Source organism: Aerococcus vaginalis, assembly GCF_053762225.1.
The window spans coordinates 1-25,102 of the sequence record NZ_JBSMYC010000002.1 but is presented as its reverse complement, the minus strand read 5'-3'; the positions used below and the strand labels follow the sequence as shown (position 1 = coordinate 25,102).

Here is a 25,102-nt window from a genome sequence, read left to right as displayed (position 1 = left end):
ATTCTAGCTACCTTTCTTGTAAAAATATAGTATAAAGCATTTCTCTTACTAAATAAAGGGAAGCGACTTGCTGTTTTCACAAACTTTAATCGAAAAATCGCGCTGTTTTTCAGCATTTCACAAATTATTTACAAAAAAGAGGTATGCGCTCACACATACCTCCAATAGATAATCTCAACGATTAAATATCATCGTCATCCTGTTGTTCATCTTGTTCATCAACGAGTTCATCCGCAAAGTCGCTCAGTTTGTCAGCGAGGTGTGGATCAACGGGTGAATTGCCTTCGGTTGCAGTGGTGTCAGTATCTAACGTCTCAGCTTCGACTGTTTCCACATCGCCATCTGTCGCATCCGCCGCAATTTTGATTTTGGCGAGGGTAGCGACAACACTGTCATCGTCTAGACGCATGAGGCGAACCCCCTGCGTGTTACGACCAGTCTGAGAGATCGAGTCACTCTCGAAGCGGATAATGACCCCTTCGTTTGAAACGAGTACGATATCTTCGTCCGCATCGAGTGACGAGAGACCGATTAATTCACCAGTACGCTGGGTAATCTTCGTCGTACGTACCCCTTTACCACCGCGATGTTGGATAGAATATTCGCTAATCGGCGTCCGTTTTCCGTAACCATTCGCTGTGACGGTGAGGACTTCGGAATCTTGTGTGAGACGCGCCGCACCAATCACTTGCGCATCAGCAGAAAGACGCATCCCGCGCACACCAGCCGCCGTACGTCCCATGCTTCGAATGTCCTGCTCCTTGAAGGTGATCGCATAACCGTCGTTTGAGGCGATCATAATCGTATCGTCACCGTTCGTCCAGAGCACTTTCTCAAGTTCGTCGCCTTCCTTTAGGTGAAGGGCGATCAAACCGTTCGCACGAATATTGAAAAATTCATCCGCACGGGTACGTTTCACGACACCATTCTTCGTGACGAAGAAGAGATGCTCGTCGCTATCCTTCATTTTCTCACGGTGTGGCGTGATACTGATGGCGGCACGAACTTTTTCATCTTTGTCGAGCGACAGGAGGTTCACGATCGGTAAACCTTTCGATGTACGCCCGGATTCTGGCACGTCGTAACCCTTCATGCGGTAAACTTTCCCGCGGTTCGTGAAGCAGAAGAGCACATCGTGAGTGGACATCGAGATGATATTGTCGACGTAATCGCCGTCCTGTAACGCCATTCCGCGCACACCGCGACCACCGCGGTTTTGCGTACGGAAAGCATCTTCCTCAACACGTTTGATGTAGCCGTTGTGACTCAATGTGATCAGGACGTTGCTCTTTTCGATGAGATCTTCGTTCTCGATACCGGTAATTTCACCGACACGCAATTCCGTGCGACGTTCGTCACCAAAGCGCTGCTGGATTTCCATCAATTCATCGTAAATGATGTCGTAGCGTTTCTGTTCGCTCGCCAATACTTCTTGGAGGTAGGCGATTTTTTCGCGCAGATCACTTAATTCCTGCGCAATCTTTTCACGTTCCAAGCCGGTCAAACGAACCATACGCATGTCCAAAATGGCCTGTGATTGCTTATCAGACAGGTTGTATTCCGACATGAAGATAGCTTTCGCTTCATCACCTGTCTTCGATGAACGCAAGATTTCGACGATCGCATCGATATGATCGAGCGCGATCACTAACCCTTCCAAGATGTGCGCACGTGCTTCCGCTTTTTTCTTTTCGTAAACGGAACGACGATAGATGACACGTTCTTGATGGTCGAGGTAGTACTTCAACATTTCCTTCAAACTCAACGTACGCGGTACACCGTCCACAATCGCCACCATATTGAAGTTGAAGTTCGTCTGTAACTGCGTTTCTTTGTATAAGTTATTCAAAATGACGTTCGCATTCGCATCGCGACGGCATTCGATCACGATACGCATCCCTTGGCGTCCAGATTCGTCACGAACGGCTGTGATCCCTTCGATACGACGGTCACGCGCTAAGTCAGCGATACGCTCAACCAGACGCGCTTTGTTGACCATGTATGGAATCTCAGAGACGATGATCGTTTCCTTCCCACTCGCTGCCTCTTCGATATCGACTTTGGCGCGAACGATAACTTTACCGCGTCCTGTATCGTAGGCTTTGCGGATACCGGCACGTCCCATGACGATCGCACCGGTGGGGAAGTCTGGCCCCGGCAGTACCTGCATGAGTTCCTTAGTGGAAACTTCAGGATTCTGCATCAATAAATGCAGGGCTTGAATGACTTCGTTCAAGTTGTGCGGTGGGATATTCGTCGTCATCCCGACTGCGATACCCGTCGCACCGTTCACTAAGAGGTTAGGGAAGCGAGACGGCAAAATTTCCGGCTCACTTTCCTCACCATCATAGTTTGGAATGAAGTCGACGGTATCTTTGTTGATATCTCTAACCATTTCTATGGCGATTTTGCTCATACGCGCTTCGGTATAACGCATGGCCGCTGCCTGGTCACCGTCGATCGACCCGAAGTTCCCATGGCCGTCGACTAATTCGTAACGGTAGGAGAAATCCTGCGCCATTCTGACCATTGATTCGTAAATTGCCGAGTCACCGTGTGGGTGGTATTTACCCATAACGTCCCCGACGATACGTGCGGATTTTTTGTACGGTTTTTCTGGGGTAACACCCAATGCATTCATCCCATAGAGAATACGGCGATGAACTGGTTTCAAACCATCACGTACATCCGGCAACGCACGCGCAACAATGACACTCATCGCGTAATCGAGGAAAGAGTTGCGCATCTCACTCGATAACTTGCGATTTCCCATCAGTCCTAGTTCTTCTGACATTGCATCCACCTCCACTGACTATAAGTCGATTGTCGCATACGTTGCGTTCTCTTCGATGAAGTTGCGACGACGTTCCACTTCGTCACCCATCAACATCGAAATGTAGTGATCCGCTTCTTCCGCATCATCGATACTGACTTGAAGCATCTTACGGTTTTCAGGATTCATCGTGGTTTCCCACAACTGTTCCGCGTCCATTTCCCCGAGACCTTTGTAACGTTGCACGCTCGGTTTCGGTTTTTCTGGAATTTCCTTCAAGTATTGATCCAACTCGGCATCCGTATCTAAGTAACGAATCACTTTGCCTTGTTTCACCTGATAGAGTGGTGGCACGGCAATATAGACGTAGCCCGCTTCGAGCAATGGACGCATGTAGCGGTAGATCAACGTCAACAACAGGATACGGATGTGCGCACCGTCGACATCAGCATCGGTCATGATGACGAGCTTGTGGTAGCGCGCTTTGTTGACGTCAAAATCATTCCCCCAGCCAGTACCCATTGCGGTGAAGAGAGAACGAATTTCTGCATTCGCCAAAATACGGTCGAGTGTCGCTTTTTCCACATTCAAAATCTTACCGCGGATCGGTAGAATTGCCTGGAAGTGACGGTCACGTCCCTGTTTAGCGGAACCACCGGCAGAGTTCCCTTCGACGATGAAGAGTTCGCATTCTTCCGGATCGCGGCTCGAGCAGTCGGACAATTTCCCTGGTAAGTTGCTGATCTCCAAGCCGGATTTCTTACGCGTCATTTCGCGCGCACGTTTCGCCGCGTTACGCGCTTTAGACGCAATAATTCCCTTATCGACGATTTGACGCGCCACACTTGGGTTCTCTAAGAGGAAACGTTCGAAATGCTCACCAAAGACACGATCGGTAATGGTACGCACTTCAGAGTTCCCGAGTTTCATCTTCGTCTGCCCTTCAAACTGCGGGTTCGGATGACGCACGGAAACAATCAGCGTCAAACCTTCGCGGACGTCATCACCGCTCAAGTTTGCTTCTTTCTCCTTGAGGATGTTTTGACCACGCGCATAGTCGTTGATCGCACGCGTCAAGGCTGTTTTAATCCCTGATTCATGCGTCCCACCTTCGAAGGTATGAATATTATTCGCGAAACTCATAATATTCGTCTGGAAACCGCTCGTGTATTGCAGGGAGACTTCCACTTCGACGCCTTCCTGTTCGTCTTCCAAGTAAATCGGGTCGTCAAAAAGCACTTCCTTCTCATCGTTCAAGAAAGTGACGTATTCTTTGATCCCGCCGTTGAACTGGTAATTAACCGTTTGTTCCTGGTCGGCGCGTTTATCCTCTAGAGAAATCTGCAAACCTTTGTTTAGGAAAGCAAGTTCGCGCGCACGCTTGTTTAATGTCTCGAATTGGTAGACGATTTCACCATCAAAAATCTGATCATCCGCCATAAAGTGAACGACCGTTCCGTGTTGGTCCGTCTCGCCAACTGTCGTCATATCACCTGCTGGTTTACCTCGATGATATTCCTGATGGTAGATCTGACCATCACGATGAACGCTGACTTCTAAAAATTCTGAGAGGGCGTTAACGACCGAGGCACCAACCCCATGAAGCCCACCGGAAACTTTGTAGCCGCCACCGCCGAATTTACCACCAGCGTGAAGCACAGTGAAAACCGTCTCCAATGCTGGACGCCCCGTCGTTGACTGGATGTCGACCGGGATCCCGCGTCCATCGTCAGAAACGGTAATGGAATTATCGGATTCGATCGTGATATGAATACGGCTCGCAAAACCAGCTAAAGCCTCATCGATCGAGTTATCGACAATTTCCCAAACCAAGTGATGCAGTCCCGTTTCACCCGTCGATCCGATATACATCCCTGGACGTTTACGAACTGCCTCGAGACCTTTTAGTACTTGGATTTGGCTGGCGTTATATTGATTCGCGCCATTCTGTTGTTCATTACGATTATCTCTGTTATCGCTCATAATCACTGATCCTCTCTCGATAATACGTGACCACCAGTAATCTCATAGAGTGCCGGTTGATGAATTTTTTCTTGTTGAATGCCACTCAAACTCGTCGTCGTTAGGAACGTCTGAATGTCCTGTCCGATCGTCTTCAAGAGGTGCGTCTGGCGCAGATCATCGAGTTCGCTCAACACATCATCCAATAATAAAATCGGGTAATCGCCCAACTTCTCATGGATGTACATAATTTCAGCGAGCTTAATGCTCAAAACTGCCGTCCGCTGCTGCCCTTGAGAACCGAACTGTTTGAGAGCTTGGTTGTTAATATAGAACGTCATATCTTCGCGGTGCGGTCCAATCAATGTTACGCCTTGTTGGAGCTCACGCCGCTTGACGCGTTTGAAAGCTTTTTGGAGTGGGGTGATGAGGTCGTCCGCCGTTAAATCCTCCGTCATCTCAACGCTGGCATCATAACGCAACGTTAACGTTTCGCGCCTCGATGACAACTGACCATGCATTTCTTGAGCCAACGCTTCAATCTCTTTGATAAATCGCTGGCGCGCCACCATGATTTTACTAGTGACGTCAATCAACTGATCCGTCAATACATCGAGATAAAGCATCGCCTGTTCACTATCTCTGTCGATGTCCTTGAGATAGGTATTACGCTGGGATACCAGTCTGCGACAAGTAATCGAATCGTAAAGATACTGGCGATTGATCTGGCTCAATTCTGAATCGATAAATTTTCGTCTCAATCCCGGAGAGCCCTTCACCAATGCGAGATCTTCCGGCGCAAAAAGCACGGCGTGGAGCTGACCGATGTAGTCACTCAATCGCTCCTTCTGAAGATGATTGACACGCGCCTGCTTCCCGTCTTTCCCAAATGATAGTTTCAAAGGAAGATGGTCATGCTTCGTCGTAATTTCACCTTCGATAATCGCCGTGTCGCTATCCTGTTTAATGACTTCCTGATCTTTAGCGGTACGGTGACTGCGCGCCGAGGACAACATGTAAATCGCCTCGAGTAAGTTCGTTTTTCCCTGCGCATTCTCACCAATAAAAATATTGACCCCCGACGAAAAACGCAGTGACTCCGACTGGTAATTTCTGAAGTTGGTCAATGTGAGTGTTTCTAATCTCATGCGTCGCCTGACGCTTCCGCTTGAATAATGTAGGTATCGACGTCCCCATACTCATTTTGGAGCTGAACGGTCATACCCGGGTAAATCTTGCGGCGCTTGCGATACTCTAATTCACCATCGACCGCAATACGTTCCATCTCCAATAACGGCTTCACCTGGCCACCCGTTTGAATGGCGCCCAACGCCTTGAGTAGCTGCGGGAGTGTCACAAACTCGTCAGATATCTCCACAATCATCGGTTCATCCTGCATGCCATTCACCTCCATAGCTGCTTCAAATCAATTAAAAAATGCCCAATGGATGCACTGAATATACACAGTTCCACTGCGCATAGTTATATCTAATTATACTCAAAATCAGCCCGATACGCAAAAAAGACTGGCACCCATTATGCTTGTTAAAACAGGGCAACCAGTCTCGATTGATATGGGATTTATTCTTACATTCCTATGCCGTCAAGGTACGGATCGGTGTGATCAATTGCAGACGGTGGAATTGTTCATCTTCAGTCGCATCCGCTGGCAAGATGATGAACTGTTTAATCGGATTTTGGAAGTGAATTTCAACTTCCTGTGAACCGAACGTACGCAATGCTTGGCGCATGTAATCTGGGTTGAAGGAGATACTCAAGTCATCGCCTTGATGGTCGACCACGTTTAAGTTTTCGGTCACAACCCCGACTTCATCGGATTTACCGGAAAGCACCACGCCAGATTCGGTAATTTCTAACTTAACCACATTATTCTTACCCTGGTGACTCATAATAAGGGCACGCTCAATGGCACGAAGCATTTCATCGGCTTCGATCTGAATTTTACTATTCCAGCTCGTCGGCAATAAGTTGTCCGTATTCGGATAGTTACCTTCCAAGAGACGGGAATAGAGGTAAACGGCACCGATCTTGAAGAGTACCTGGTTATCCGTCACCATCATTTCGACATTATCAGAATCCTCAACTAGACGCGTCAATTCACTCAGACTGCGTCCAGGAATGTTGATCTCAAAGATTTCATCTTTCAATTCGCTCGGACTTTCGAGCGGTACGATGCGTTGACTCAAACGGTGAGAGTCGGTCGATACCGCTTTTAATTCGTCGTGTCCGATTTCGAAGTGAATCCCAGTGAAGATTGGACGAATCTCCTGCGTGGATACAGACACCAAGGTGTAGTTAATCACGCGTGCGAAGAGATCACCTGGAATATTGAAGGTCGCTTTCGAATCGATTTCTGGCAGACGTGGGTATTCAGAGCCTGGCGTCCCGATTAATTCGAAAGTCGCTTTACCGGAAGTAATCACGGCTTGGAGATCATTCGTTACTGTTAACGTTAATTCATTTTCTGGTAATTTACGCACAATCGCGTTCAAGAAATTCGCAGGTAAGACAATCGTTCCTGTTTCTTCAATATCAAGATGGTTTTTCTCATCTGTACTCAAGACCATCTCAATGGAGAGGGTAGAATCACTACCTGTGAGAATAATACTGTCGTGTGTCACCGCAATTTTGACACCTGTTAAGACAGGAATCGTGGTTTTTGTTGAGATGGCACGTTGCACATTATTCAGTGCGTTCACGAATGTATTACGATCAATCGTAAATTTCATAAAGTAAGCTCCTTTTGTTAGTGCTTGGCTATTTATTATTTATATATAAGAAATAGTTATAGTAATAGAGGCTGTGAGTTCTGTGGATAATCCACAAGAAAACAGTATTTATCAGTTTTCCACAGTGGATAATTACAGGAAAACTCTGTGGAAAATGACCGAGTTATCCACATCTCATACTATAAATACGTTCCTAGAGTAGATTTTTGATGCTTGAAATATCACTTCGTGTATCTGGTGATTCTTTCAAGAGCGTTTCGACACGTTCGACCGCATGCATGACGGTGGTATGGTCTTTGCCGCCGAATTCTTTACCGATTGTCGGCAAGGAATCCTTGGTAATTTCACGTGCGAGATACATCGCAATCTGACGTGGGACGACGATCGAACGTTTACGCGTTTTGCCGGTTAAATCTTCAACTGTAATATCGAAGTAATCGGCCACGACCTGCTGAATACGCGGAATGGTTGTCACGTTCTTCGAGCTCTCGTTCTTGTAGTTTCTTAGCGCTTTGGCAGCGACATCGAGCGTCAGCGGTTCATTCATCATCTTGGCGTACGCATTTACGGACGTCAATGCCCCTTCTAATTCACGCACGTTACTATCGATCTGGCCCGCAATATACGTCATCGTTTCGTTGGAGACGTCGATGTGGTTGATTTCGGCTTTATTGCGCAAAATCGCGATACGTGTTTCCAAATCCGGTGGCGTAATATCGGTTGAAAGTCCCTGCTTAAAGCGCGATACTAAGCGGTTTTCGAGTTCTGGGATCTGACTCGCATCACGGTCACTCGTCAAGACAATGTGCTTATTATTGTTGTAGAGCGCATTGAATGTGTGGAAGAACTCTTCCTGTGTCGATTGCTTATTGCCGCCGATGAACTGAATATCATCGACCAATAAGAGGTCAACGGTACGGTATTCTTCGTGGAATTGTGGTGTCGAGTGATTGCGGATCGCTTCCACAAAGTCGTTCGTAAACTGCTCACTCGTCACGTATTTCACCTTGGCATTCGGATTATTCGCGAGAATTTCGTGTCCGATCGCCTGCATCAAGTGCGTCTTACCGAGTCCCACGCCCCCATAGAGAAAGAGCGGATTGTATTCGACACCAGGACTTGCCGCCACTGCCATCGCCGCTGCACGGGCCATCTTATTCCCGTCTCCGACAATGAAATTATCGAAGGTGTACTTCGGATTTAAGGCGCTATTCTCGTAGGATGATTCATTATTCTGTTCCTTCGACTGTGTAAAGTTCGCTACTTTATTGTTGCTTTCGACTTCCACTTCGATGTAAGCATCGCGGTCGAGAAATTCCATCATCACCTGACGCATTTGCACGAGATAGTGTTTCTCGATCTGTTGTTTGTGCAGGTCGGATGATGCTTGGAGATAGAGCGTATCGTTGGCGAGACGAAGCGGCGTTAAATCGGCAATCCACGTATCAAAACTCGCCGCTGTCATTTGTTCACGGAAGTAATCTAAGATTCGCTTCCATAAGTCCTCCATAACGGACATAGCTATCGATTCCTTTCTAAGCGTTTATCGTATTAAGTGTATCATGATGTGAAGTAGTTTTCCACAGAGAAATCGCAGATGTGCATAACGAAATCCACCAAATCACATTGAGGTTTTCCACATCCTGTTGATATCCATGTGTATTACTCTGAAATCTACTGATTTTTAATGAGATGTGGACAAATTTAATGCCGTAAATCCTTAATCTAAAGCAATGAAAGAATAGTTATCCCCAACTGTGGATAAGTTGTCTCTTTTCTGTGAATTGTTAATAACTGTGTGTAATAGTCGGTGTATAACTCACACTTCAGAAATTAAAATTCACAGGAAATTCAATGGTTGTGTATCCACATCGAATAATTCGGTGGAAAACTCATTACTATAAACGCTAAAAATGCTCGAAATATTAACGGATAAATAGGAAAAAATGAAGGTATTTGAAAATTTTGATAGGTTTAATAATTTCAGTTTACTGATTAGAGGTATCGTCTTTATTTTATCGAATTATTATTTCACCATTGATAGAAAGAGAACGTCTATTATAAAACTCAAGCCAATCACAAAAAAGCGATGGAAATATATACCATTTCTCTATATTCCAACGTTACTTATTATTGGGTATAATCATACGTCAAATGAGATTTTATTAGATTTCGCACTGGCGATTCTAACGTTCGGAATGTCAATAATCATAATATTGACATCAGATGATGAAGATGAATAAAAAATAATGTTAGGAAGTATATGCTGTCAGTTAATTTATATATCTAACCTCCAGTAAATGTATGACAACCAATAATGATAGCGCTATAATGAAATACTTCATAGTTTTATGAAGAGACTATCAAAGGAGGAAATATCATGTCCAAACGACCAGTTATTATTGATACTGATGTGGCGGGGGATGATGCGATTGCGATTTTGACTGCTATGCATTACTTCGACGTAAAGGGTATCACTGTCTGCGGTGGGAATGTCGATTTCGATCAGGAAGTTGAGAATGCACTATTTACAGTCGATCTCTATCAGCCAGAAGTTGACGTACCCGTATACAAAGGGGCAGAACGTCCGTTATTGAATATTGGAGAAGAGAAACACGTAACGGTTGAATATATTTTCGGTCCGAATGGGATGGGAAATGTTGAAATGCATCCGGTGGACCGTGAAGTTCATGAAGGTCATGCGGTTGATTTTATTATCGACATGGCGCACGAACTCGATGGCGAACTCGAACTCCTAGCGATTGCGCCACTTACAAATATTGCGCTCGCTTTCCAGAAAGATCCAAGTATTTTGCCTCTGATCAAACACCTCTACATCATGGGTGGGGCGAACAATACGCTCGGTAATGCGACACCTGCTGCTGAATACAACTTCTACACGGACCCTGAAGCGGCGAAGCTCGTTTTGAAATCTGGAGTGCCGATGACGATGGTCGATTGGCGCATGTGTATGGATTACGGGACGATGAACGCCGAAGATGAAGCGGAAATTGTCGGTACACCAAACAAAGGGACGAAATTCTACCAGGATACCACCGCCCTAGCGAAAGCACACGATATGAAAGTGAACGGTTCTGCAGGGATTACGCATACCGACTCACTCATGGTTGCTATCGCATATGACAATTCCTTGATGCTAGAAGCGCCAGAATTTTACGTGGATGTCGAAACACACGGTGAAATTACACGCGGTTACAGTTCAGTTGACCGCACCAACTTGCTTGGAAAACCAGCGAACGTCCGTGTCTGCGAAGTTGTTGATCACGAACGTTTCAAACAGATGATGCATGAAGTATTGCATGCGATCCCGGATTAAATATTTATTCAAATTTAGGGCATAAAAAAGCCATCCACTTAGCGGATGGCTTTTGTTTTATGGTTAAATGATCAGTTGATCATTAGTTTTTCGCATTTTTGAGCACCAAGGGCTTAACGATGTAAATTAAAATAAGTTCAAGGATTGTCTCAACAATAACCGTGATAATGATATCCATCGGTAACCCCTTGAAGAAGCCGAGGAATACTTGGCTGTTGTATGCTGGGGCATGCAATAACAATCCAACCAATCCCATAATAATTGAAAAGATAATAGCAGTTGGGACTTGTTCGATGACGATGGTGAAGAAGTTTTCCTTGTCGTCTAAGTGCAACATCGCCATAAATGAGTGATTGAGTTTCGGAATATCGATAATCAATCCTGCGATTAGAAAGGCGAGGGCGACAAAGATAACAACGTCGATCAATATTCCAGGAAAGTGAATCGGTTGGCCTTTAGAAAGTGGCATGAGGATTGGCATAACAGACCCCATGACGAGCGGGAACGCGATTCCTTTAATCTTGAAATAAGTATTCATGGATAATATGTTCTCCTTTCATAATTGGTATATACTCCATGGTTTCAGCCATATAGGCAATAAGGATACCAAAAAAATAAAGTTTGTGCATGCCTAAATGCTCAAAAAATAAAAAATAACGTCCTTTAATGTGATAGGGAAGCTACTTTTGTACATGATTTAAATTATTTTTCGTTCAAATACCTAATGGCTGCACAAGCGACCGTTTTCGAGGCGATCAGTAGTGCATCTTCATCCATATAGAATTTCGGGTGGTGGTACGGGTAAGCGGGGTGCTTGTCCTGATCCGGTGATTTGCAGCTGATCCACAAGAATGTACTCGGGTCTTTTACGTGGATGTTGAGACGCACGGCGAGATTACGCGCGGGTATAGCTCGGTTGACCGCACGAATTTACTCGGTCAGCCAGCGAACGTGCGTGTCTGCGAAGTTGTCGATCATGAACGCTTCAAATAGATGATGCATGAGGTATTGCATGTGATCCCGGATTAAAGATTAAAATATAAAATAAATAAAAAAACAGCTGAAATTCTGTGAATAATACAGAACTTTAGCGTCGTTTCATGACTGATTTCCTTCACATATTGATTGTCTCATCGTTTCAATAAATCGTACGATAATACAATAATTGTATCAAATAATGATACGATCGTACGATTATCGTCTCGTTTCATGCATACAATAAGCATACAATTATTAAAAGGGAGGGATAATGATGAGAGAAACGCAACAATTAGAATTTAAGGAAGATAAGAATAAAATATATCTCAAGACAGTGACCGCTTTTGCGAATTACGCTGGCGGTGAGATTAAATTTGGGATTCGCGATGATGGGACGATTGTTGGTGCGGATGATCCGATAACGTTTTGTTTGGATATTAAAAATCAAATTAATGATGAGATTAGTCCAATTCCACCATTTAGTATTGATTACGAAGATAGTACCAGCATTTTGACTTTGACTGTTTCTTTGGGACAAGATGTACCATATATGTATAAAGAGAAAACTATCAAAGACAGGATACGGCGACGATACCGGTCTCTACCGAAGAGATGAAACGTCTCATTCTGAGAGGTTCAAATCTTAATTTTGAAGATTTACCTGCACAAATGACGTTGCTCACATTCGATCGGTTACTGAAACGGTTCAATGAGAAATTAGCCATTACTATCTTTGAGTTGTGTTTAGATGGAAAAGAATTTTTTTGTAAATTTTCCGTTAGCCGTTTTAATAGCTAGTATAGTATGGCATTTTTTAATTGCTAAAAATAATTTTGCTGGATTTGAAACGACTGCTACTCTAATCATGTTTTATTATTTAATTATTTCTATTTACTTTTATTATTTTAAAAATGTGGATAAATAAAATATATAAATATGAATTCTTAGTAGTGTGATGTAATAATTGGTCCAGAACAAGATAAAAGCTATCGAAGAACACAAAGTTTATCAGCACGGAAATACTGGTAGCTTTTTATGAAACACAAACAAATTCGATTAGTATCCAAAAGAACACCTCCGATTTTTTCAGAGGTGTTCTTTTCATTTATATTATATAAATTCAAATGATTAAGCGTCTAATAACGTGAGTGTTGCGCTCGCTACAGATTTAGCAGCGACGATCAAGGCACCTTCATCCATGTAGAATTTTGGATGGTGGTGTGGGTAGACTGGATGTGCGTCCTGGTCTTCCGCTTTACAACCGATCCATAAGAAGGTACTTGGTACTTCACTTGCGTAGTAGGCGAAGTCTTCAGATGGGGCTTCTGGTCCCTGAGAAACAACATCCGTCAATTGTTCGAAGCGGTTGTCTTCGATCGCTTCAACGACGGCTTTTGTGAAGTCTTCATCATTGTGTAATAACGGATAATCTTTTTCGTAGTGGAATTCCGTTTCAACTTCGAACGCTTCTTCCAAGGCGTGTGCGAGGTGTTCGAGCGCGTCCTGTGCTTTTTTCTGTGTGGCATCGTCCAAGTAACGGATGTCACCTTCGAGGTAGGCGTGGCCGTTCACGGCGTTACGTGGGCCTGTACCGTCCAAGTTACCGATCGTTACTGTACACATTTCGAATGGGTCGACGCGGCGACTGATAACGGTTTGTGCCTGTGTGACGAAGTATGCGGCCGCAACGACAGCGTCTTTCGCACGGTTTGGTTGCGACGCGTGGCCACCTTGTCCTTTGATATCAAGGGTGAAGGCGTCACGTCCGGTCTGTGCGTTACCGAGTGCGTAGTGAACGCTACCGACTGGCATATCGCTCATGACGTGAGCACCGATGACGTGGTCGACACCATCTAAGCAGCCAGCTTCTACCATGGATTTTGCGCCACCTGGAGATTCTTCTTCGGCGTTTTGGTGCAGGATACGCACTTTACCGTTCCAGAGATCTTTGTGTTCGATTAAGATTTTGGCGAGCTGCATGATGTAGGCCGTGTGTCCGTCGTGTCCGCAGGCGTGCATCGCGTCGGTTTTAGAAGCGAAAGACAAACCAGTGTCTTCCTTGATTGGTAACGCATCGAAGTCGGCACGCAAGGCGATTGTTTTACCTGGTTTGCCGGAATCGATGTCAACTGTCATCCCATAACCGTTACCGACGTTGGTTTTGAGTTCGCAGTCGAGCGGTTCGTAGAATTCAGCAATGGCTTTGGCCGTTTTTTCTTCCTCGAAAGATTTTTCAGCATTTTCGTGGAAGTGACGACGCCATTTGATCATATCTTCTTCGACGTCGTCTAAGTAGCTATAGATTTTTTTGATTGAGTCGTTCATAGATACCCTCCTTGTATCGTTTGATCAACAGTTCATATATTACTTTATCACTTTTTCACAACATTGATAAAGGATTATATGATTTACGCACTTAATTTTCGTGATTTGGCTGCGTGATTTGACTGATTGATGAGCTGGAAGTAGGTCGTTGAGGTTTAAGAGAAAAATAGATATTTTTTCATGATTTGACGCGAAAAATTGCGATTTTTGTTTTGACTTACGGGCAGATTATGCTAAAATGTTTCCGTTAAGTGCCTTTTTGAGCATATGTTTGCCAAGAGGTACCATAATCTCGAATCATAGGAGGTGTCTGTTGTGAAAAGAACGTACCAACCAAACAAACGCTCTCGCAAGAAGAAACACGGATTCCGTCAACGTATGCAAACGAAAGATGGACGTGCAGTCTTGCGTCGTCGTCGTCTCAAAGGAAGAAAACGTTTATCTGCATAAGACCGCAAAAAGACTGTGGTCTTTTTTTATAACGTGAGCGAACCATTTTCGTTTGCGTTAATTTTTTATTCTAGAGAATTTTTAGTGCGATATCGTTAATGATTGAATGCCTGTCACGCAGTAATTATGAGATTTCGGAGGGAGTACGTTGCGTAAAAGCTATCGCGTAAAATCCGAGAAAGATTTCGATCGCGTCTTTCATCATGGAAAGAATTCATCGAATCACCAGTTTGTCGTCTATACGCTGGAGAAGGAGCAACCGCATTTTCGTGTGGGGATCTCAGTCGGCAAGCGTATTGGGAATGCCGTGTGCCGTAATCAGGTGAAGCGGCGGATCCGCCAGGCGCTCTCGGAACTCAAACCGAGTATCAAATCGAATGTTGACTTCATTATTATTGCGAGACGTCCGGTCGCGCAGATGGATCAGGTGCAGGTGAAATCGAGCTTGATCCACGTATTAAAGCGCGCGGGATTATTGAAGTCATTGGCCATTAGCGATGTGGCACCCGGGAGAGAAGAACACCTTGAACACAAAAAAACAGTCTAAAAAAGTCTATGTTTTGATGTTGATCGCGTTGTTCGTCTTCGTTTTGGCAGGGTGTGCGGCGAATCGTACCGGTATGCCAATGATTAATGAGAATTCAACAGGTTTCTGGGATCGTACGATTCTCTACAACCTCCAACGAATCATTATTGCGATTTCGAACTTCTTCGGTGGCTATTATGCGTTCGGTATTATTATCTTTACGATTATTGTGCGTACGCTATTGATTCCGTTATATCAATTCCAGCAAAACTCCACCGCGAAGATGCAAGCCGTTCAACCTAAAATGAACGAGTTGCGCGAGAAATACTCATCAAAAGATATTGAAACGCAGCAAAAATTCCAGGCAGAAATGAAACAATTACAGGAAGAAGCGGGCTACAATCCATGGCTCTCTTTCTTGCCTTTATTGATTCAGTTGCCAATTTTGATGGCAGTGTATCAAGCCATCGTCCGTTCACCTGAATTGACCCAGGGCAGTTTCCTCTGGATGAACTTGGGCGAACGCGACCCATTCTTTATCCTGCCGTTAGTGACTGCAGGATTGACCTGGTACAACAGTTACTTGATGCAGGTACAGACGGGTAACACGGGTGGTACCGCGAAAGTATTGCAGTGGGTAATGCCCGTCTTTATCTTCTTTATTACGTTTGGTTTGGCAAGTGCCATTTCCTTGTACATGGTGACAACGACCGCCTTTTCTGTTGTACAGACGTTGTTGTTGAACAATCCGTACAAGAAACAGCGTGAACGTAAAGAAGCTGAACAAAAGAAAAAAGATCTCGAACGTCGCTTGCGTAAAGCACGTCGCAGAAATCGATAATTTAGAAGGGATTTTGGGATGGAAGTCGGAACATACGAAGGCAAAAGTGTCGAAGCAGCGATTCAAAAAGGACTCGCTGATCAGCATGTAACCCTCGATGACGTGCATGTCAAAATTCTCCAGGAATCGCGTAAAGGATTCCTCGGATTGGGCGAACGTGCAGCGGTTGTCAGTTTAATACCCAAAAATATCGTGACGGAAGTGGCAGAGACTGTCGATATGGAATCAGAGGCGGTCGCATTGGACGTGCCAGAGACTATCACTGAACCTGCTCACGACGAAGTGGTAGCGACTGGCGCAGTTGTTGAATCAGAAGTTGACGCTATCGAAACAGCAAAAGCAGAGGCTTCAGAAACGATGACGCACGCTGAAACAGAGGAAGAATGGCACGATGTTGAAGATGTCGCGCACTACATTATTGATGTGTTGCATAAGTATGGTGTTGATGATGTGACGGTTGACGTGATCGATGAGAATGATGTCATCGTCTACCAGATTATGACCGATAAACCAGGACTCGTCATTGGTAAACACGGTAAGATCATTAATGCGCTCGAAATACTCGTGCAAGTGTTGACGCATCGTTACGTTCGAAACGGTGTCCACGTGTCACTGGACGTTGATGATTACCGCGAGCGTCGTTACGCGATTTTGGAACGTTTGGCGAAACGCGTGGCGCATGATGTGATGACGGATCACGACACGGTGTATTTGGATCCACTACCAGCGGGTGAACGCAAGATCGTCCACAACTTGTTGGCGCAATATCCAAACATCAAAACTCACTCTGAAGGACGCGAACCGTACCGTTATTTGGTTGCTTCATATAAGGATTGAGCCCTCTGAGTAGCATTCGCACATAGAAAATGATTAAATAACGTTTGAGGAGGCTCGATAATGGCAATTGAATTAGTAGCAATCGATATGGACGGTACAGCATTAAATGAAGACAAACACCTGACGGAAGAAAATATCCAAGCCATGCATGCAGTGCGTGATGCTGGGATTAAGGTCGTCATCTGTACAGGGCGCGCGATCAGTGGTGTAGAACCTTATATTAAACAGCTCGGTTTCGATGGTGACGACGAATTTACTATTGTACAAAATGGTGCGGCCACCTATCGATTGTCCGACTATGAATTATTGGATGGATATACTATCTCCAAAGAAGGCGTGCAATCCGTACTTTCATTCGTCGGCGAACTCGATGGCCAGAGCGTCATTGCGATGACGGAGCGTGACTTCTACTATGCGGGTGGCGAACTTGACGAACGTATGGCATTCGAGGCTGAAACGTTGCGTATGCCTACCAACAAAGTCGAACTCGAAGATATCGCTCAGCGTGACGACCTCTACAAGTTATTGGTGGTCGGTGATCCGGAAGATATCGACGCGATCGAAGCGCGTATTCCGGATGAGTTGCACGATGTGGTTCGTGTCATTCGTTCAATGCGTGAACTCGTGGAATTCATTCCAGTCGGTATCGATAAATCTTTTGCGCTCAAGAAGCTCACAAAGGAATTGGATATCGCACCGGAAAACATTTTAGCGATCGGTGATGAACACAACGATGTTGAAATGTTAGAATTTGCAGGAACGAGTGTAGCGATGGGAAACGCTAACCCTGTAGCTAAAGAAGTGGCTGATCACGTGACCGATACCAATGAAAACAGCGGTATGGGTAAAGCCCTCAAAAAATACGTATTAAATCAGAAATAATTATTAACAGTTAACGATAGACTGAGACAGTCAAAGTGTCTTCTTCTACCGCCAATGTATAAAACATATGGTGGGGAAGGTGGGCACTTTTTTTATTGGAAAGCGATTCAAAGGATAGGTGACAACAGTGAGTGAAGGATTAGAAACAATTGCAGCGATTTCGACGCCAGTCGGTGAAGGTGGGATCAGTATCGTCCGTTTATCCGGTGATGATGCGATTGAGATCGCCGATAAAGTGTACAAAATGGGCAAGAAGCGCCTCGCTAAACAGGATACCCACACGATTCATTACGGCCATGTAGTGGATCCGAAGACGAATGAAACGTTGGATGAGGCGATGGTAACCGTAATGCGCGGGCCAAAGACCTATACACGCGAGGATATTGTTGAGATTAACTGCCACGGTGGTCTGGTAGTGACGGATCAGGTGCTGCGTCTCTTGCTGAGAGAAGGGGCAACGCTGGCTGAACCGGGTGAGTTCACTAAACGTGCCTTCTTGAATGGACGTATCGACTTGACACAGGCCGAAGCTGTGATGGATGTTATCCGTGCGAAGACGGATCGTTCTGCGCGCCAAGCGATGGGTCAGCTCGACGGTTCATTGAAACGTACCGTGAGTGAGTTGCGTGATCAAGTATCTGACACCTTAGTTCAAGTAGAGGTGAATATCGACTATCCAGAATACGATGAGGAAGAAATCACCTTGCAGAAAATGCAGACGCGCGCAACCGCGATTCAACAGCGCATCAAAGAACTACTCGCGCATGCTGAACAAGGTAAGATCCTCCGCGATGGGGTGACGACCGCGATTATCGGCCGTCCGAACGTCGGTAAATCGAGTCTATTGAACTACCTCGCTCACGAAGAAAAAGCGATCGTAACGGATGTAGCGGGAACGACGCGTGATACGATCGAAGAATACGTTAATGTCGGCGGCGTGCCGCTGCGCTTGATCGATACGGCGGGTATTCGTGAAACGGAAGATATAGTTGAACGTATCGGGGTCGAACGCAGCCGTAAAGCGCTCGAACAATCCGACTTGGTGCTCTTACTGTTGAATCAGAGTGAGACACTGACTGAGATGGACCGCGAGTTACTCGAATTGACAAAAGATGCAACGCGTATCATTCTCTTAAACAAATGTGACTTGCCAAAACAACTCGACACCGACGCTTTGCAGGAATTAATCGGTGACGATTTAGTATTGAATGTCTCCATGCTTCAAGAAGACGGATTGGATGCGATCAGTGATCAGATCCACGACCTCTTCTTCGCTGGGCAGACGGGAGACCGCGAAATCGGCTATCCAACCAATACGCGTCAGATCGATCTCTTAGAAAAGGCGGATCGCGCGCTCGACGATGTATTGATGGGTATTGAGGGTATGATGCCGATCGACCTTATTCAGATCGACCTCACACGTGCCTTTGAATTGCTCGGTGAAATTACTGGTGAAAATACACCGGATGAATTAATTACGAAACTCTTCAGTGAATTCTGTTTAGGAAAATAGGAGGTTAGACGATTGGAAACCTACGAAGCAGGAAAATATGATGTCATTGTCGTCGGTGGTGGCCATGCTGGTGCCGAAGCCGCATTAGCGAGTGCGCGCATGGGAATGGAGACGTTATTGGTGACGTTGAATATCAATATGGTCGCATTCATGCCATGTAACCCGTCGATCGGTGGGCCCGCAAAAGGTGTCGTTGTCCGTGAAATCGATGCACTCGGTGGTGAAATGGGTCATAATATCGATAAAACCTACATTCAGATGCGTATGTTGAATACAGGTAAAGGCCCAGCTGTCCGTGCATTACGTGCGCAAGCAGATAAAGATGACTATGCGAAGGAAATGCGCATGACGATCGAAAATCAAGAACGACTCACATTGCGTCAGGGATTAGTCGAAGATTTAGTGGTGGAAGAGACGGATGAAGGTCAGGTCTGCCGCGGTGTCATCACGCAGACGGGGGCCGTTTATCGTAGTGATGCTGTCATTTTGACAGTCGGAACAGCGGCTCGCGGTGAAATTATTATCGGTGACCTCAAGTATCAGGCGGGCCCGAATAACTCACAGCCAGCGAACGAATTGACGAAGAATCTCCATGACAAATACGGCTTCGACATTACGCGCTTTAAGACGGGGACGCCACCGCGTTTAGCGAAATCAACGATCAATTTTGAGAAGACAGAGATTCAACCGGGAAGTCCAGAGCCGCATCATTTTAGCTTTTTGACACCGGATGAAGATTACTTGAGCGTGGATGATCAGGTGCCGTGTCACTTGACGTACACGAATGATGGCACACACACGATCGTTCGCAATAACTTGGAGCGTGCGCCAATGTTCACCGGTATCGTTGAAGGGGTCGGTGCACGTTACTGTCCGTCGATCGAGGATAAGATTGTCCGTTTTGCAGATAAACCGAAACATCAACTCTTCCTCGAACCGGAAGGGCGCGACGATGGCGAAATCTACCTCCAGGGATTATCGACCTCACTACCGTCCGATGTCCAAGAAGAAATGGTACATTCTATCGCCGGTTTGGAAGAGGCTGAGATCATTCGTGACGGTTATGCGATCGAATACGATGTCGTCCGCCCACACCAATTGAAAGCGACGCTCGAAACGAAACAAGTTGCTGGACTCTACACAGCCGGTCAGACGAACGGAACGAGTGGTTACGAAGAAGCGGCTGGTCAAGGATTGATGGCTGGGATCAACGCCGTTCAAAAGATTAAGGGCGAAGAACCTGTGATCTTGGGTCGTGATGAAGGTTATATCGGTGTAATGATCGATGACTTAGTAACGAAGGGAACGACAGAACCTTACCGACTCTTGACATCACGTGCAGAATATCGTTTACTGTTACGTCACGATAATGCGGATTGGCGTTTGAGTGATATGGGACATGACATCGGCTTACTGACGGATGAGCAGTACGCACTCTATCAGAAGAATCGCGAAGTCGTTGAAGCAGGTATCCAGACACTTGAAAATACGCGTATCAAACCGACCGATGACGTTCAGGAATTCTTAGCAGCTAAACGCTCTGCTAAGCTCAAGGACAGCATTACCGGTGCCGATCTCTTGAAACGTCCGGAACTGTCGATTGATGATATTTTGGCATTGATGATAGAAGATGTAGACTGGACCAACCATCAAAAAGAAGAAATTGAAATTCAAATTAAATATGCCGGTTATATCGAAAAAGCCAAGAAACAAGTCGCGCGTTTGCGTAAAATGGAAGCAAAGGAAATTCCAGCCGATATCGACTACGATGTGATCGAAGGGATCGCGACCGAAGCTAAAGAGCGCTTGCGTCTCATCATGCCGCGCACGTTAGCGCAGGCGAGCCGCGTATCGGGCGTTAACCCGGCGGATATTTCGATTTTGGCGGTTTATATTGAGACTTTTAACCGTCGTAAGAAAACAGCAGAAGCTGAGTAAAGCCTTTTGAATTTAGATAGGAACTGAGGTGAATCACAGATGGACATGCCGAACAATCAGGCGTTAAAGTTATCCGTTTTGACGGATTGCCACGTTTTACCGCGCCATTTGATGGCGGATACGGAAGCTTTCCGTAAATTTTCAAAAGGGACGACCGGTCTCACGATCGAGAGTGAGGGCGCGTTTCGTTCTGCGATGAGTCTCGTCGATCGCTTTGGTGCGAATGTTTTACTCGTGACTGGCGATATGACGAAAGATGGCGAATACGCTTCGCACCAGTGGATTGCGGATCAATTGATGAAGTGGCAGACGGCTGAAGCGGATCGTGCGGTCTTTGTGATTCCAGGTAACCACGATATTAATAATCTGGAAGCGGCCGATTTTAATACGGCGACGGGCGAACCAGAGATTTTGCCACCATTTACGCCAGCTGATTTCTTGGACGTCTATGCGCCGCTCGCTCAGGATGCGATGGCGATCGAATGGTTCAAGGATACGGCGTATTTCGAGAACTATCTGGAAAAGGTTAATACGCGTTTTGCGGATGATCGTCCGGAAACCGTCCGTTACTATGCGCACGGTTATTTGTCCTATGCGGCACGTATTCCCAAAAAATTGACAGGAGATGGTGGCGTTACAGTTATTGGCCTCGATTCCAACAATTATTCTGCCGAAGTCACCAAAGCCGGCGATGAAGCGAAGGAAACGATCGGTTCGTTGTCTGGACCACAGCTGAGTTGGCTATTGGACGTCACGGCAGAGGCTCACGATCGCGGGGATGAAGTGCTCGTCCTCTCGCATCATGCGCTCATTCCGCATTTTTTATCGCAGGAAAATGTGATGCCAAATTACATCATCGGTAACTGGGACGAATCATTTACGGATTTGATGGCGCGTCAAATTGTGCGTGAAACGGATGATCCGAGACTGCTCGACAAGACGTCCGTTCAGGTAATGCGTGAAGCGGACATTCACTTTGTCTTCACCGGGCATACGCACGTCAACAGTATCGCAAAGGACGGCACGCTCTACGACATCTGTACCGGGTCAACGACGGCTTTTCCGTCCGTAGTGCGTCATCTCGCGCTCGATCAAACGCGTGAAAAATTGCAGCTGGCCAGTGAAACAGAATTCTTGGAGGAAGTGACGTATATCACCTTAGATGGTGTGCACGAAACGATCAGAGATTTCACCAGTTATGGCGAGCAGACGCTCATTACGACAGACTTCATCATCGATATGATCGATTACTTCCTCAATATTCCGCAGTATCAGAACCTCACCGTACGCGATCTCCTAGTCACGTATGCGTTCGATGATTTGGATGGCGATATTGAAGATGCGATCATCGCGTTGATTCGCAAATCGTTGATACAACGGGATGAGGAGTGGCGTGAATATGATCTGATCAACTCGAAGCGTTTTGGTCACCACAAATTACGCTTGCAGTGGGCGGACGACATTACGCAGACGGTCGACCGTAAGTATCAGGGGGCAGGAGTCATTATTAACCTGCACTTTGGGAAACGGCAGCCACTCCGCTACTTTATCGCTTACGACCATCTCAAAAATGTCATCAAACATTTACTCGATAACGTCGATCGCACGGTGCTTCAGGATCAGGAACAGATGATCGATTGGCTCAAGGAAATTATGGATGCCATGCTCGGTTTTGAATTAGATAATGACGGACACACGATTGAGGATATGAGTAATCTCGTGTATCAGACCTATCTGAAAGGGCAAACACCAAAACCGCAATGGGCGCAACGAGTGATTCATCAGCTGCGCGTTGACGGCGATGTGATTCTGCGTGATCTGACAGACGACTTGAAGCCAGTGGTGACGCCGATTTTCGATAAGATCCTCAAAGGGTTGGCATACGGCGATGAACCGACGCATCTCGTTGAGCGTCTCGAAGATGATCGTTTGCTTAGAAAAACGTCGACATTAACGCTGCGTTACTTTGCAGAAGTGATTATCGGTCATTCGCTCTATGATACCCTGCACCATCTGCGTCTCAATAAGTTTCCGCGCCTCGTTGACAAATGGATTTCGAATCCAAAATTGAAAGCGCGGCGTTTAGAAATGATGAGACAGATTGCGGAAGTAGTAGATAGCATCAGTAATGGTGAGCAGAACAATTTCAGTTATCATTACGCAGAAGATCGCGACACGATTATTTCACTGAAAAATTAAAATCTTCGGCAAATATTTTTTTACAAGTGGCAGAATCTTTATTATAATGACAATGAACGGTCAGTATCACTCTGTTGGAATCAGGGTGTGGCCGTTGTTTGTACAAGTGAATGAATGTATTCTAGGAGGTACATTACAATTATGAAAATTGGTATTCCTAAAGAAATCAAGAATAACGAAAACCGTGTTTCTGCGACACCAGAAGTCGTCGATGCTTTAGTTCGCGGTGGTCATGACGTCGTTGTTGAAAAAGGTGCCGGTGAAGGTTCTGCCATCTTTGACGACGAATATACTGAAGTTGGTGCGACCATTGAATCAGACGTTGCGAAAGTCTGGGAAAGCGACATGGTCATCAAGGTTAAAGAACCAATCGAAGAGGAATACAAATATTTCCACGAAGGATTGTTGCTCTTTACTTACTTGCACTTAGCAGACAACGAACCTTTAACCAAAGCTTTACTTGAAAGTGGCGTAACCGGTGTGGCTTACGAAACCGTTCAAGAAGCTGACGGCTCCTTGCCATTATTGAGCCCAATGAGTGAAGTTGCTGGACGTATGGCAGCTCAAATTGGTGCGCAATACTTAGAAAGCATCGAAGGCGGTAAAGGTAAAGTTATGGCTGGTGTACCAGGCGTAAAACCTGCCAAAGTTGTCGTTATCGGTGGGGGTAACGTTGGTTACAACGCAGCATACATCGCAAACGGTATGGGCGCCAACGTGACGATCCTTCAATTACCTGGTGACCGTATGAAGGAATTAGATCAACTCTTCCACGGTGAAGTTAACGTTTTAGCTTCTAACCCACGTAACATCGAACAAGAAGTGAAAGACGCTGATATTGTGATCGGTTCTGTATTGGTTGCCGGTAAGAAAGCACCAGTATTGGTAACTGAAGAAATGGTTAAATCAATGGAACCAGGTTCTGTATTGGTTGATATCGCTATTGACCAAGGTGGTAACTTCGAAACAAGTGACCACGCAACCACACACGACGACCCAATTTACGTTAAAGATGATGTGATTCACTACACCGTTGCTAACGTCCCAGGTGCTGTGGCACAGACATCAACTTATGCATTGACTAACGCAACATTGGCATACATCACTGAATTAGCAAATAAAGGTTTTGAAGAAGCAGTGAAATCTAACCCAGCAATCCACAAAGGGGTTAACACTTACAAGGGACAGCTAACCAATGAAGGTGTTGCTGAAACTAGCGAATTCGATTACCACGAATTAAGTTTGTAATGATTAACTGATCTTAAACGCCCGAGAGCATGGCGCTTTCGGGCGTTTTTTATTTACGAAAAAATGATCGATGAATGGATGATGCGTAAACTTATTATCGCTTTCATAGCCTTCATAGCACTTTTTAGTGAAAAAATGAAAAAAGATTAAAAGAAAGCTTGACTTTACTCTAAAACGTGCTATTATATTAAAAGTCGCTTGAACGAGGAATATCTCATCAAAACGAGCGATAAAATAAATTTAAAAAATCTCTTGACAAGCTCTTGTCTATGAGATATACTGATTAAGTTGTTTCGATTGAGCGAAGCAACTCGATAGATCTTTGAAAACTGAATAAAGTAGACGAACCAAAATGTGCAGGGAATGAATCGCAAGATTCTCCCAAACAATTCAAAAAGTCTTGACGGACTATAAATTGTCAGCAAACTTTACGAGTCAGATACGATAACTCGTGAAATTAATCTTTCATGAGAGTTTGATCCTGGCTCAGGACGAACGCTGGCGGCATGCCTAATACATGCAAGTCGTGCGAACAATCATGGT

At 45.4% G+C, this 25,102-nt stretch carries 20 protein-coding genes and 1 rRNA gene; 13 read left to right on the top strand and 8 right to left on the bottom strand.

The window, feature by feature from the left end; translation table 11 throughout:
- Positions 1 to 181 precede the first annotated feature (181 nt).
- From gyrA to dnaA, 6 genes are all read right to left on the bottom strand, one after another.
- The gene (gene gyrA / locus ACWOEX_RS02295) at positions 182 to 2,794 is read right to left on the bottom strand and encodes a DNA gyrase subunit A (protein WP_455297686.1); all 2,613 of its coding nucleotides are present in this window, start codon (positions 2,792 to 2,794) and stop codon (positions 182 to 184) included.
- An 18-nt stretch (positions 2,795 to 2,812) separates the two neighbouring features.
- The gene (gyrB, locus tag ACWOEX_RS02290) at positions 2,813 to 4,756 is read right to left on the bottom strand and encodes a DNA topoisomerase (ATP-hydrolyzing) subunit B (RefSeq protein ID WP_455297685.1); all 1,944 of its coding nucleotides are present in this window, start codon (positions 4,754 to 4,756) and stop codon (positions 2,813 to 2,815) included.
- Between the two features lie 2 nt (positions 4,757 to 4,758).
- Positions 4,759 to 5,883: a DNA replication/repair protein RecF gene (gene recF / locus ACWOEX_RS02285; protein WP_455297684.1), complete on the bottom strand. Its 1,125-nt coding sequence runs from the start codon at positions 5,881 to 5,883 to the stop codon at positions 4,759 to 4,761.
- Positions 5,880 to 6,134, bottom strand: a complete 255-nt coding sequence (locus ACWOEX_RS02280; protein ID WP_455297683.1) for an RNA-binding S4 domain-containing protein — start codon at positions 6,132 to 6,134, stop codon at positions 5,880 to 5,882. The genes recF and ACWOEX_RS02280 overlap by 4 nt, the downstream gene beginning before the upstream one ends.
- Positions 6,135 to 6,330: 196 nt before the next feature.
- The gene (gene dnaN / locus ACWOEX_RS02275) at positions 6,331 to 7,485 is read right to left on the bottom strand and encodes a DNA polymerase III subunit beta (RefSeq protein ID WP_455297682.1); all 1,155 of its coding nucleotides are present in this window, start codon (positions 7,483 to 7,485) and stop codon (positions 6,331 to 6,333) included.
- A 193-nt stretch (positions 7,486 to 7,678) separates the two neighbouring features.
- Positions 7,679 to 9,004 carry a chromosomal replication initiator protein DnaA gene (dnaA, locus tag ACWOEX_RS02270; RefSeq protein ID WP_455297680.1) on the bottom strand — a complete coding sequence of 442 codons (1,326 nt, stop codon included), beginning with the start codon at positions 9,002 to 9,004 and terminating at the stop codon, positions 7,679 to 7,681.
- Between the two features lie 861 nt (positions 9,005 to 9,865).
- On the opposite strand from dnaA, the gene ACWOEX_RS02265 reads away from it, so the two are divergent.
- On the top strand, positions 9,866 to 10,822 hold the full coding sequence (locus ACWOEX_RS02265; protein ID WP_455297679.1) for a nucleoside hydrolase: 957 nt from the start codon (positions 9,866 to 9,868) through the stop codon (positions 10,820 to 10,822).
- Between the two features lie 82 nt (positions 10,823 to 10,904).
- Here ACWOEX_RS02265 and ACWOEX_RS02260 read toward each other — a convergent pair whose 3' ends face one another.
- Positions 10,905 to 11,360, bottom strand: a complete 456-nt coding sequence (locus ACWOEX_RS02260; RefSeq protein ID WP_455297678.1) for a hypothetical protein — start codon at positions 11,358 to 11,360, stop codon at positions 10,905 to 10,907.
- A gap of 332 nt (positions 11,361 to 11,692) precedes the next feature.
- Here ACWOEX_RS02260 and ACWOEX_RS02255 point away from each other — a divergent pair, with 332 nt between their 5' ends.
- Entirely contained in the window at positions 11,693 to 11,815 is a 123-nt protein-coding gene (locus tag ACWOEX_RS02255) for a hypothetical protein (RefSeq protein WP_455297677.1), read from the top strand.
- A 256-nt stretch (positions 11,816 to 12,071) separates the two neighbouring features.
- Positions 12,072 to 12,416: an AlbA family DNA-binding domain-containing protein gene (locus tag ACWOEX_RS02250; protein WP_455297676.1), complete on the top strand. Its 345-nt coding sequence runs from the start codon at positions 12,072 to 12,074 to the stop codon at positions 12,414 to 12,416.
- A 512-nt stretch (positions 12,417 to 12,928) separates the two neighbouring features.
- Here ACWOEX_RS02250 and ACWOEX_RS02245 read toward each other — a convergent pair.
- Positions 12,929 to 14,125: an amidohydrolase gene (locus ACWOEX_RS02245; RefSeq protein WP_455297675.1), complete on the bottom strand. Its 1,197-nt coding sequence runs from the start codon at positions 14,123 to 14,125 to the stop codon at positions 12,929 to 12,931.
- A gap of 315 nt (positions 14,126 to 14,440) precedes the next feature.
- Here ACWOEX_RS02245 and rpmH point away from each other — a divergent pair, with 315 nt between their 5' ends.
- The 10 genes from rpmH to ACWOEX_RS02195 form a co-directional block, all read left to right on the top strand.
- Positions 14,441 to 14,575: a 50S ribosomal protein L34 gene (rpmH, locus tag ACWOEX_RS02240; protein WP_455297673.1), complete on the top strand. Its 135-nt coding sequence runs from the start codon at positions 14,441 to 14,443 to the stop codon at positions 14,573 to 14,575.
- 148 nt (positions 14,576 to 14,723) lie between these two features.
- The gene (gene rnpA / locus ACWOEX_RS02235) at positions 14,724 to 15,122 is read left to right on the top strand and encodes a ribonuclease P protein component (protein WP_455297671.1); all 399 of its coding nucleotides are present in this window, start codon (positions 14,724 to 14,726) and stop codon (positions 15,120 to 15,122) included.
- Positions 15,100 to 15,942 carry a membrane protein insertase YidC gene (yidC, locus tag ACWOEX_RS02230; protein ID WP_455297669.1) on the top strand — a complete coding sequence of 281 codons (843 nt, stop codon included), beginning with the start codon at positions 15,100 to 15,102 and terminating at the stop codon, positions 15,940 to 15,942. Before rnpA ends, yidC begins: the two co-directional genes overlap by 23 nt.
- Positions 15,943 to 15,960: 18 nt before the next feature.
- Positions 15,961 to 16,779, top strand: a complete 819-nt coding sequence (gene jag / locus ACWOEX_RS02225; RefSeq protein WP_455297667.1) for an RNA-binding cell elongation regulator Jag/EloR — start codon at positions 15,961 to 15,963, stop codon at positions 16,777 to 16,779.
- A 60-nt stretch (positions 16,780 to 16,839) separates the two neighbouring features.
- Positions 16,840 to 17,661 carry a Cof-type HAD-IIB family hydrolase gene (locus ACWOEX_RS02220; RefSeq protein WP_455297665.1) on the top strand — a complete coding sequence of 274 codons (822 nt, stop codon included), beginning with the start codon at positions 16,840 to 16,842 and terminating at the stop codon, positions 17,659 to 17,661.
- A gap of 118 nt (positions 17,662 to 17,779) precedes the next feature.
- The gene (gene mnmE, locus ACWOEX_RS02215) at positions 17,780 to 19,174 is read left to right on the top strand and encodes a tRNA uridine-5-carboxymethylaminomethyl(34) synthesis GTPase MnmE (protein WP_455297663.1); all 1,395 of its coding nucleotides are present in this window, start codon (positions 17,780 to 17,782) and stop codon (positions 19,172 to 19,174) included.
- 12 nt (positions 19,175 to 19,186) lie between these two features.
- Positions 19,187 to 21,112: a tRNA uridine-5-carboxymethylaminomethyl(34) synthesis enzyme MnmG gene (gene mnmG, locus ACWOEX_RS02210; protein WP_455297662.1), complete on the top strand. Its 1,926-nt coding sequence runs from the start codon at positions 19,187 to 19,189 to the stop codon at positions 21,110 to 21,112.
- Between the two features lie 39 nt (positions 21,113 to 21,151).
- Positions 21,152 to 23,311, top strand: coding sequence for a metallophosphoesterase family protein (locus ACWOEX_RS02205; RefSeq protein ID WP_455297661.1), 2,160 nt, complete (start codon positions 21,152 to 21,154; stop codon positions 23,309 to 23,311).
- A gap of 141 nt (positions 23,312 to 23,452) precedes the next feature.
- Positions 23,453 to 24,559, top strand: coding sequence for an alanine dehydrogenase (gene ald, locus ACWOEX_RS02200; RefSeq protein WP_455297660.1), 1,107 nt, complete (start codon positions 23,453 to 23,455; stop codon positions 24,557 to 24,559).
- A 463-nt stretch (positions 24,560 to 25,022) separates the two neighbouring features.
- A 16S ribosomal RNA gene (locus ACWOEX_RS02195) occupies positions 25,023 to 25,102 on the top strand; the annotation flags it as partial.

Coding starts and splice junctions, on each gene's coding strand:
- gyrA (WP_455297686.1), bottom strand. CDS start 2,794: ATGTCAGAAGAACTAGGACTGATGGGAAATCGCAAGTTATCGAGTGAG.
- gyrB (WP_455297685.1), bottom strand. CDS start 4,756: ATGAGCGATAACAGAGATAATCGTAATGAACAACAGAATGGCGCGAAT.
- recF (WP_455297684.1), bottom strand. CDS start 5,883: ATGAGATTAGAAACACTCACATTGACCAACTTCAGAAATTACCAGTCG.
- ACWOEX_RS02280 (WP_455297683.1), bottom strand. CDS start 6,134: ATGCAGGATGAACCGATGATTGTGGAGATATCTGACGAGTTTGTGACA.
- dnaN (WP_455297682.1), bottom strand. CDS start 7,485: ATGAAATTTACGATTGATCGTAATACATTCGTGAACGCACTGAATAAT.
- dnaA (WP_455297680.1), bottom strand. CDS start 9,004: ATGTCCGTTATGGAGGACTTATGGAAGCGAATCTTAGATTACTTCCGT.
- ACWOEX_RS02265 (WP_455297679.1), top strand. CDS start 9,866: ATGTCCAAACGACCAGTTATTATTGATACTGATGTGGCGGGGGATGAT.
- ACWOEX_RS02260 (WP_455297678.1), bottom strand. CDS start 11,360: ATGAATACTTATTTCAAGATTAAAGGAATCGCGTTCCCGCTCGTCATG.
- ACWOEX_RS02250 (WP_455297676.1), top strand. CDS start 12,072: ATGATGAGAGAAACGCAACAATTAGAATTTAAGGAAGATAAGAATAAA.
- ACWOEX_RS02245 (WP_455297675.1), bottom strand. CDS start 14,125: ATGAACGACTCAATCAAAAAAATCTATAGCTACTTAGACGACGTCGAA.
- jag (WP_455297667.1), top strand. CDS start 15,961: ATGGAAGTCGGAACATACGAAGGCAAAAGTGTCGAAGCAGCGATTCAA.
- ACWOEX_RS02220 (WP_455297665.1), top strand. CDS start 16,840: ATGGCAATTGAATTAGTAGCAATCGATATGGACGGTACAGCATTAAAT.
- ACWOEX_RS02205 (WP_455297661.1), top strand. CDS start 21,152: ATGGACATGCCGAACAATCAGGCGTTAAAGTTATCCGTTTTGACGGAT.
- ald (WP_455297660.1), top strand. CDS start 23,453: ATGAAAATTGGTATTCCTAAAGAAATCAAGAATAACGAAAACCGTGTT.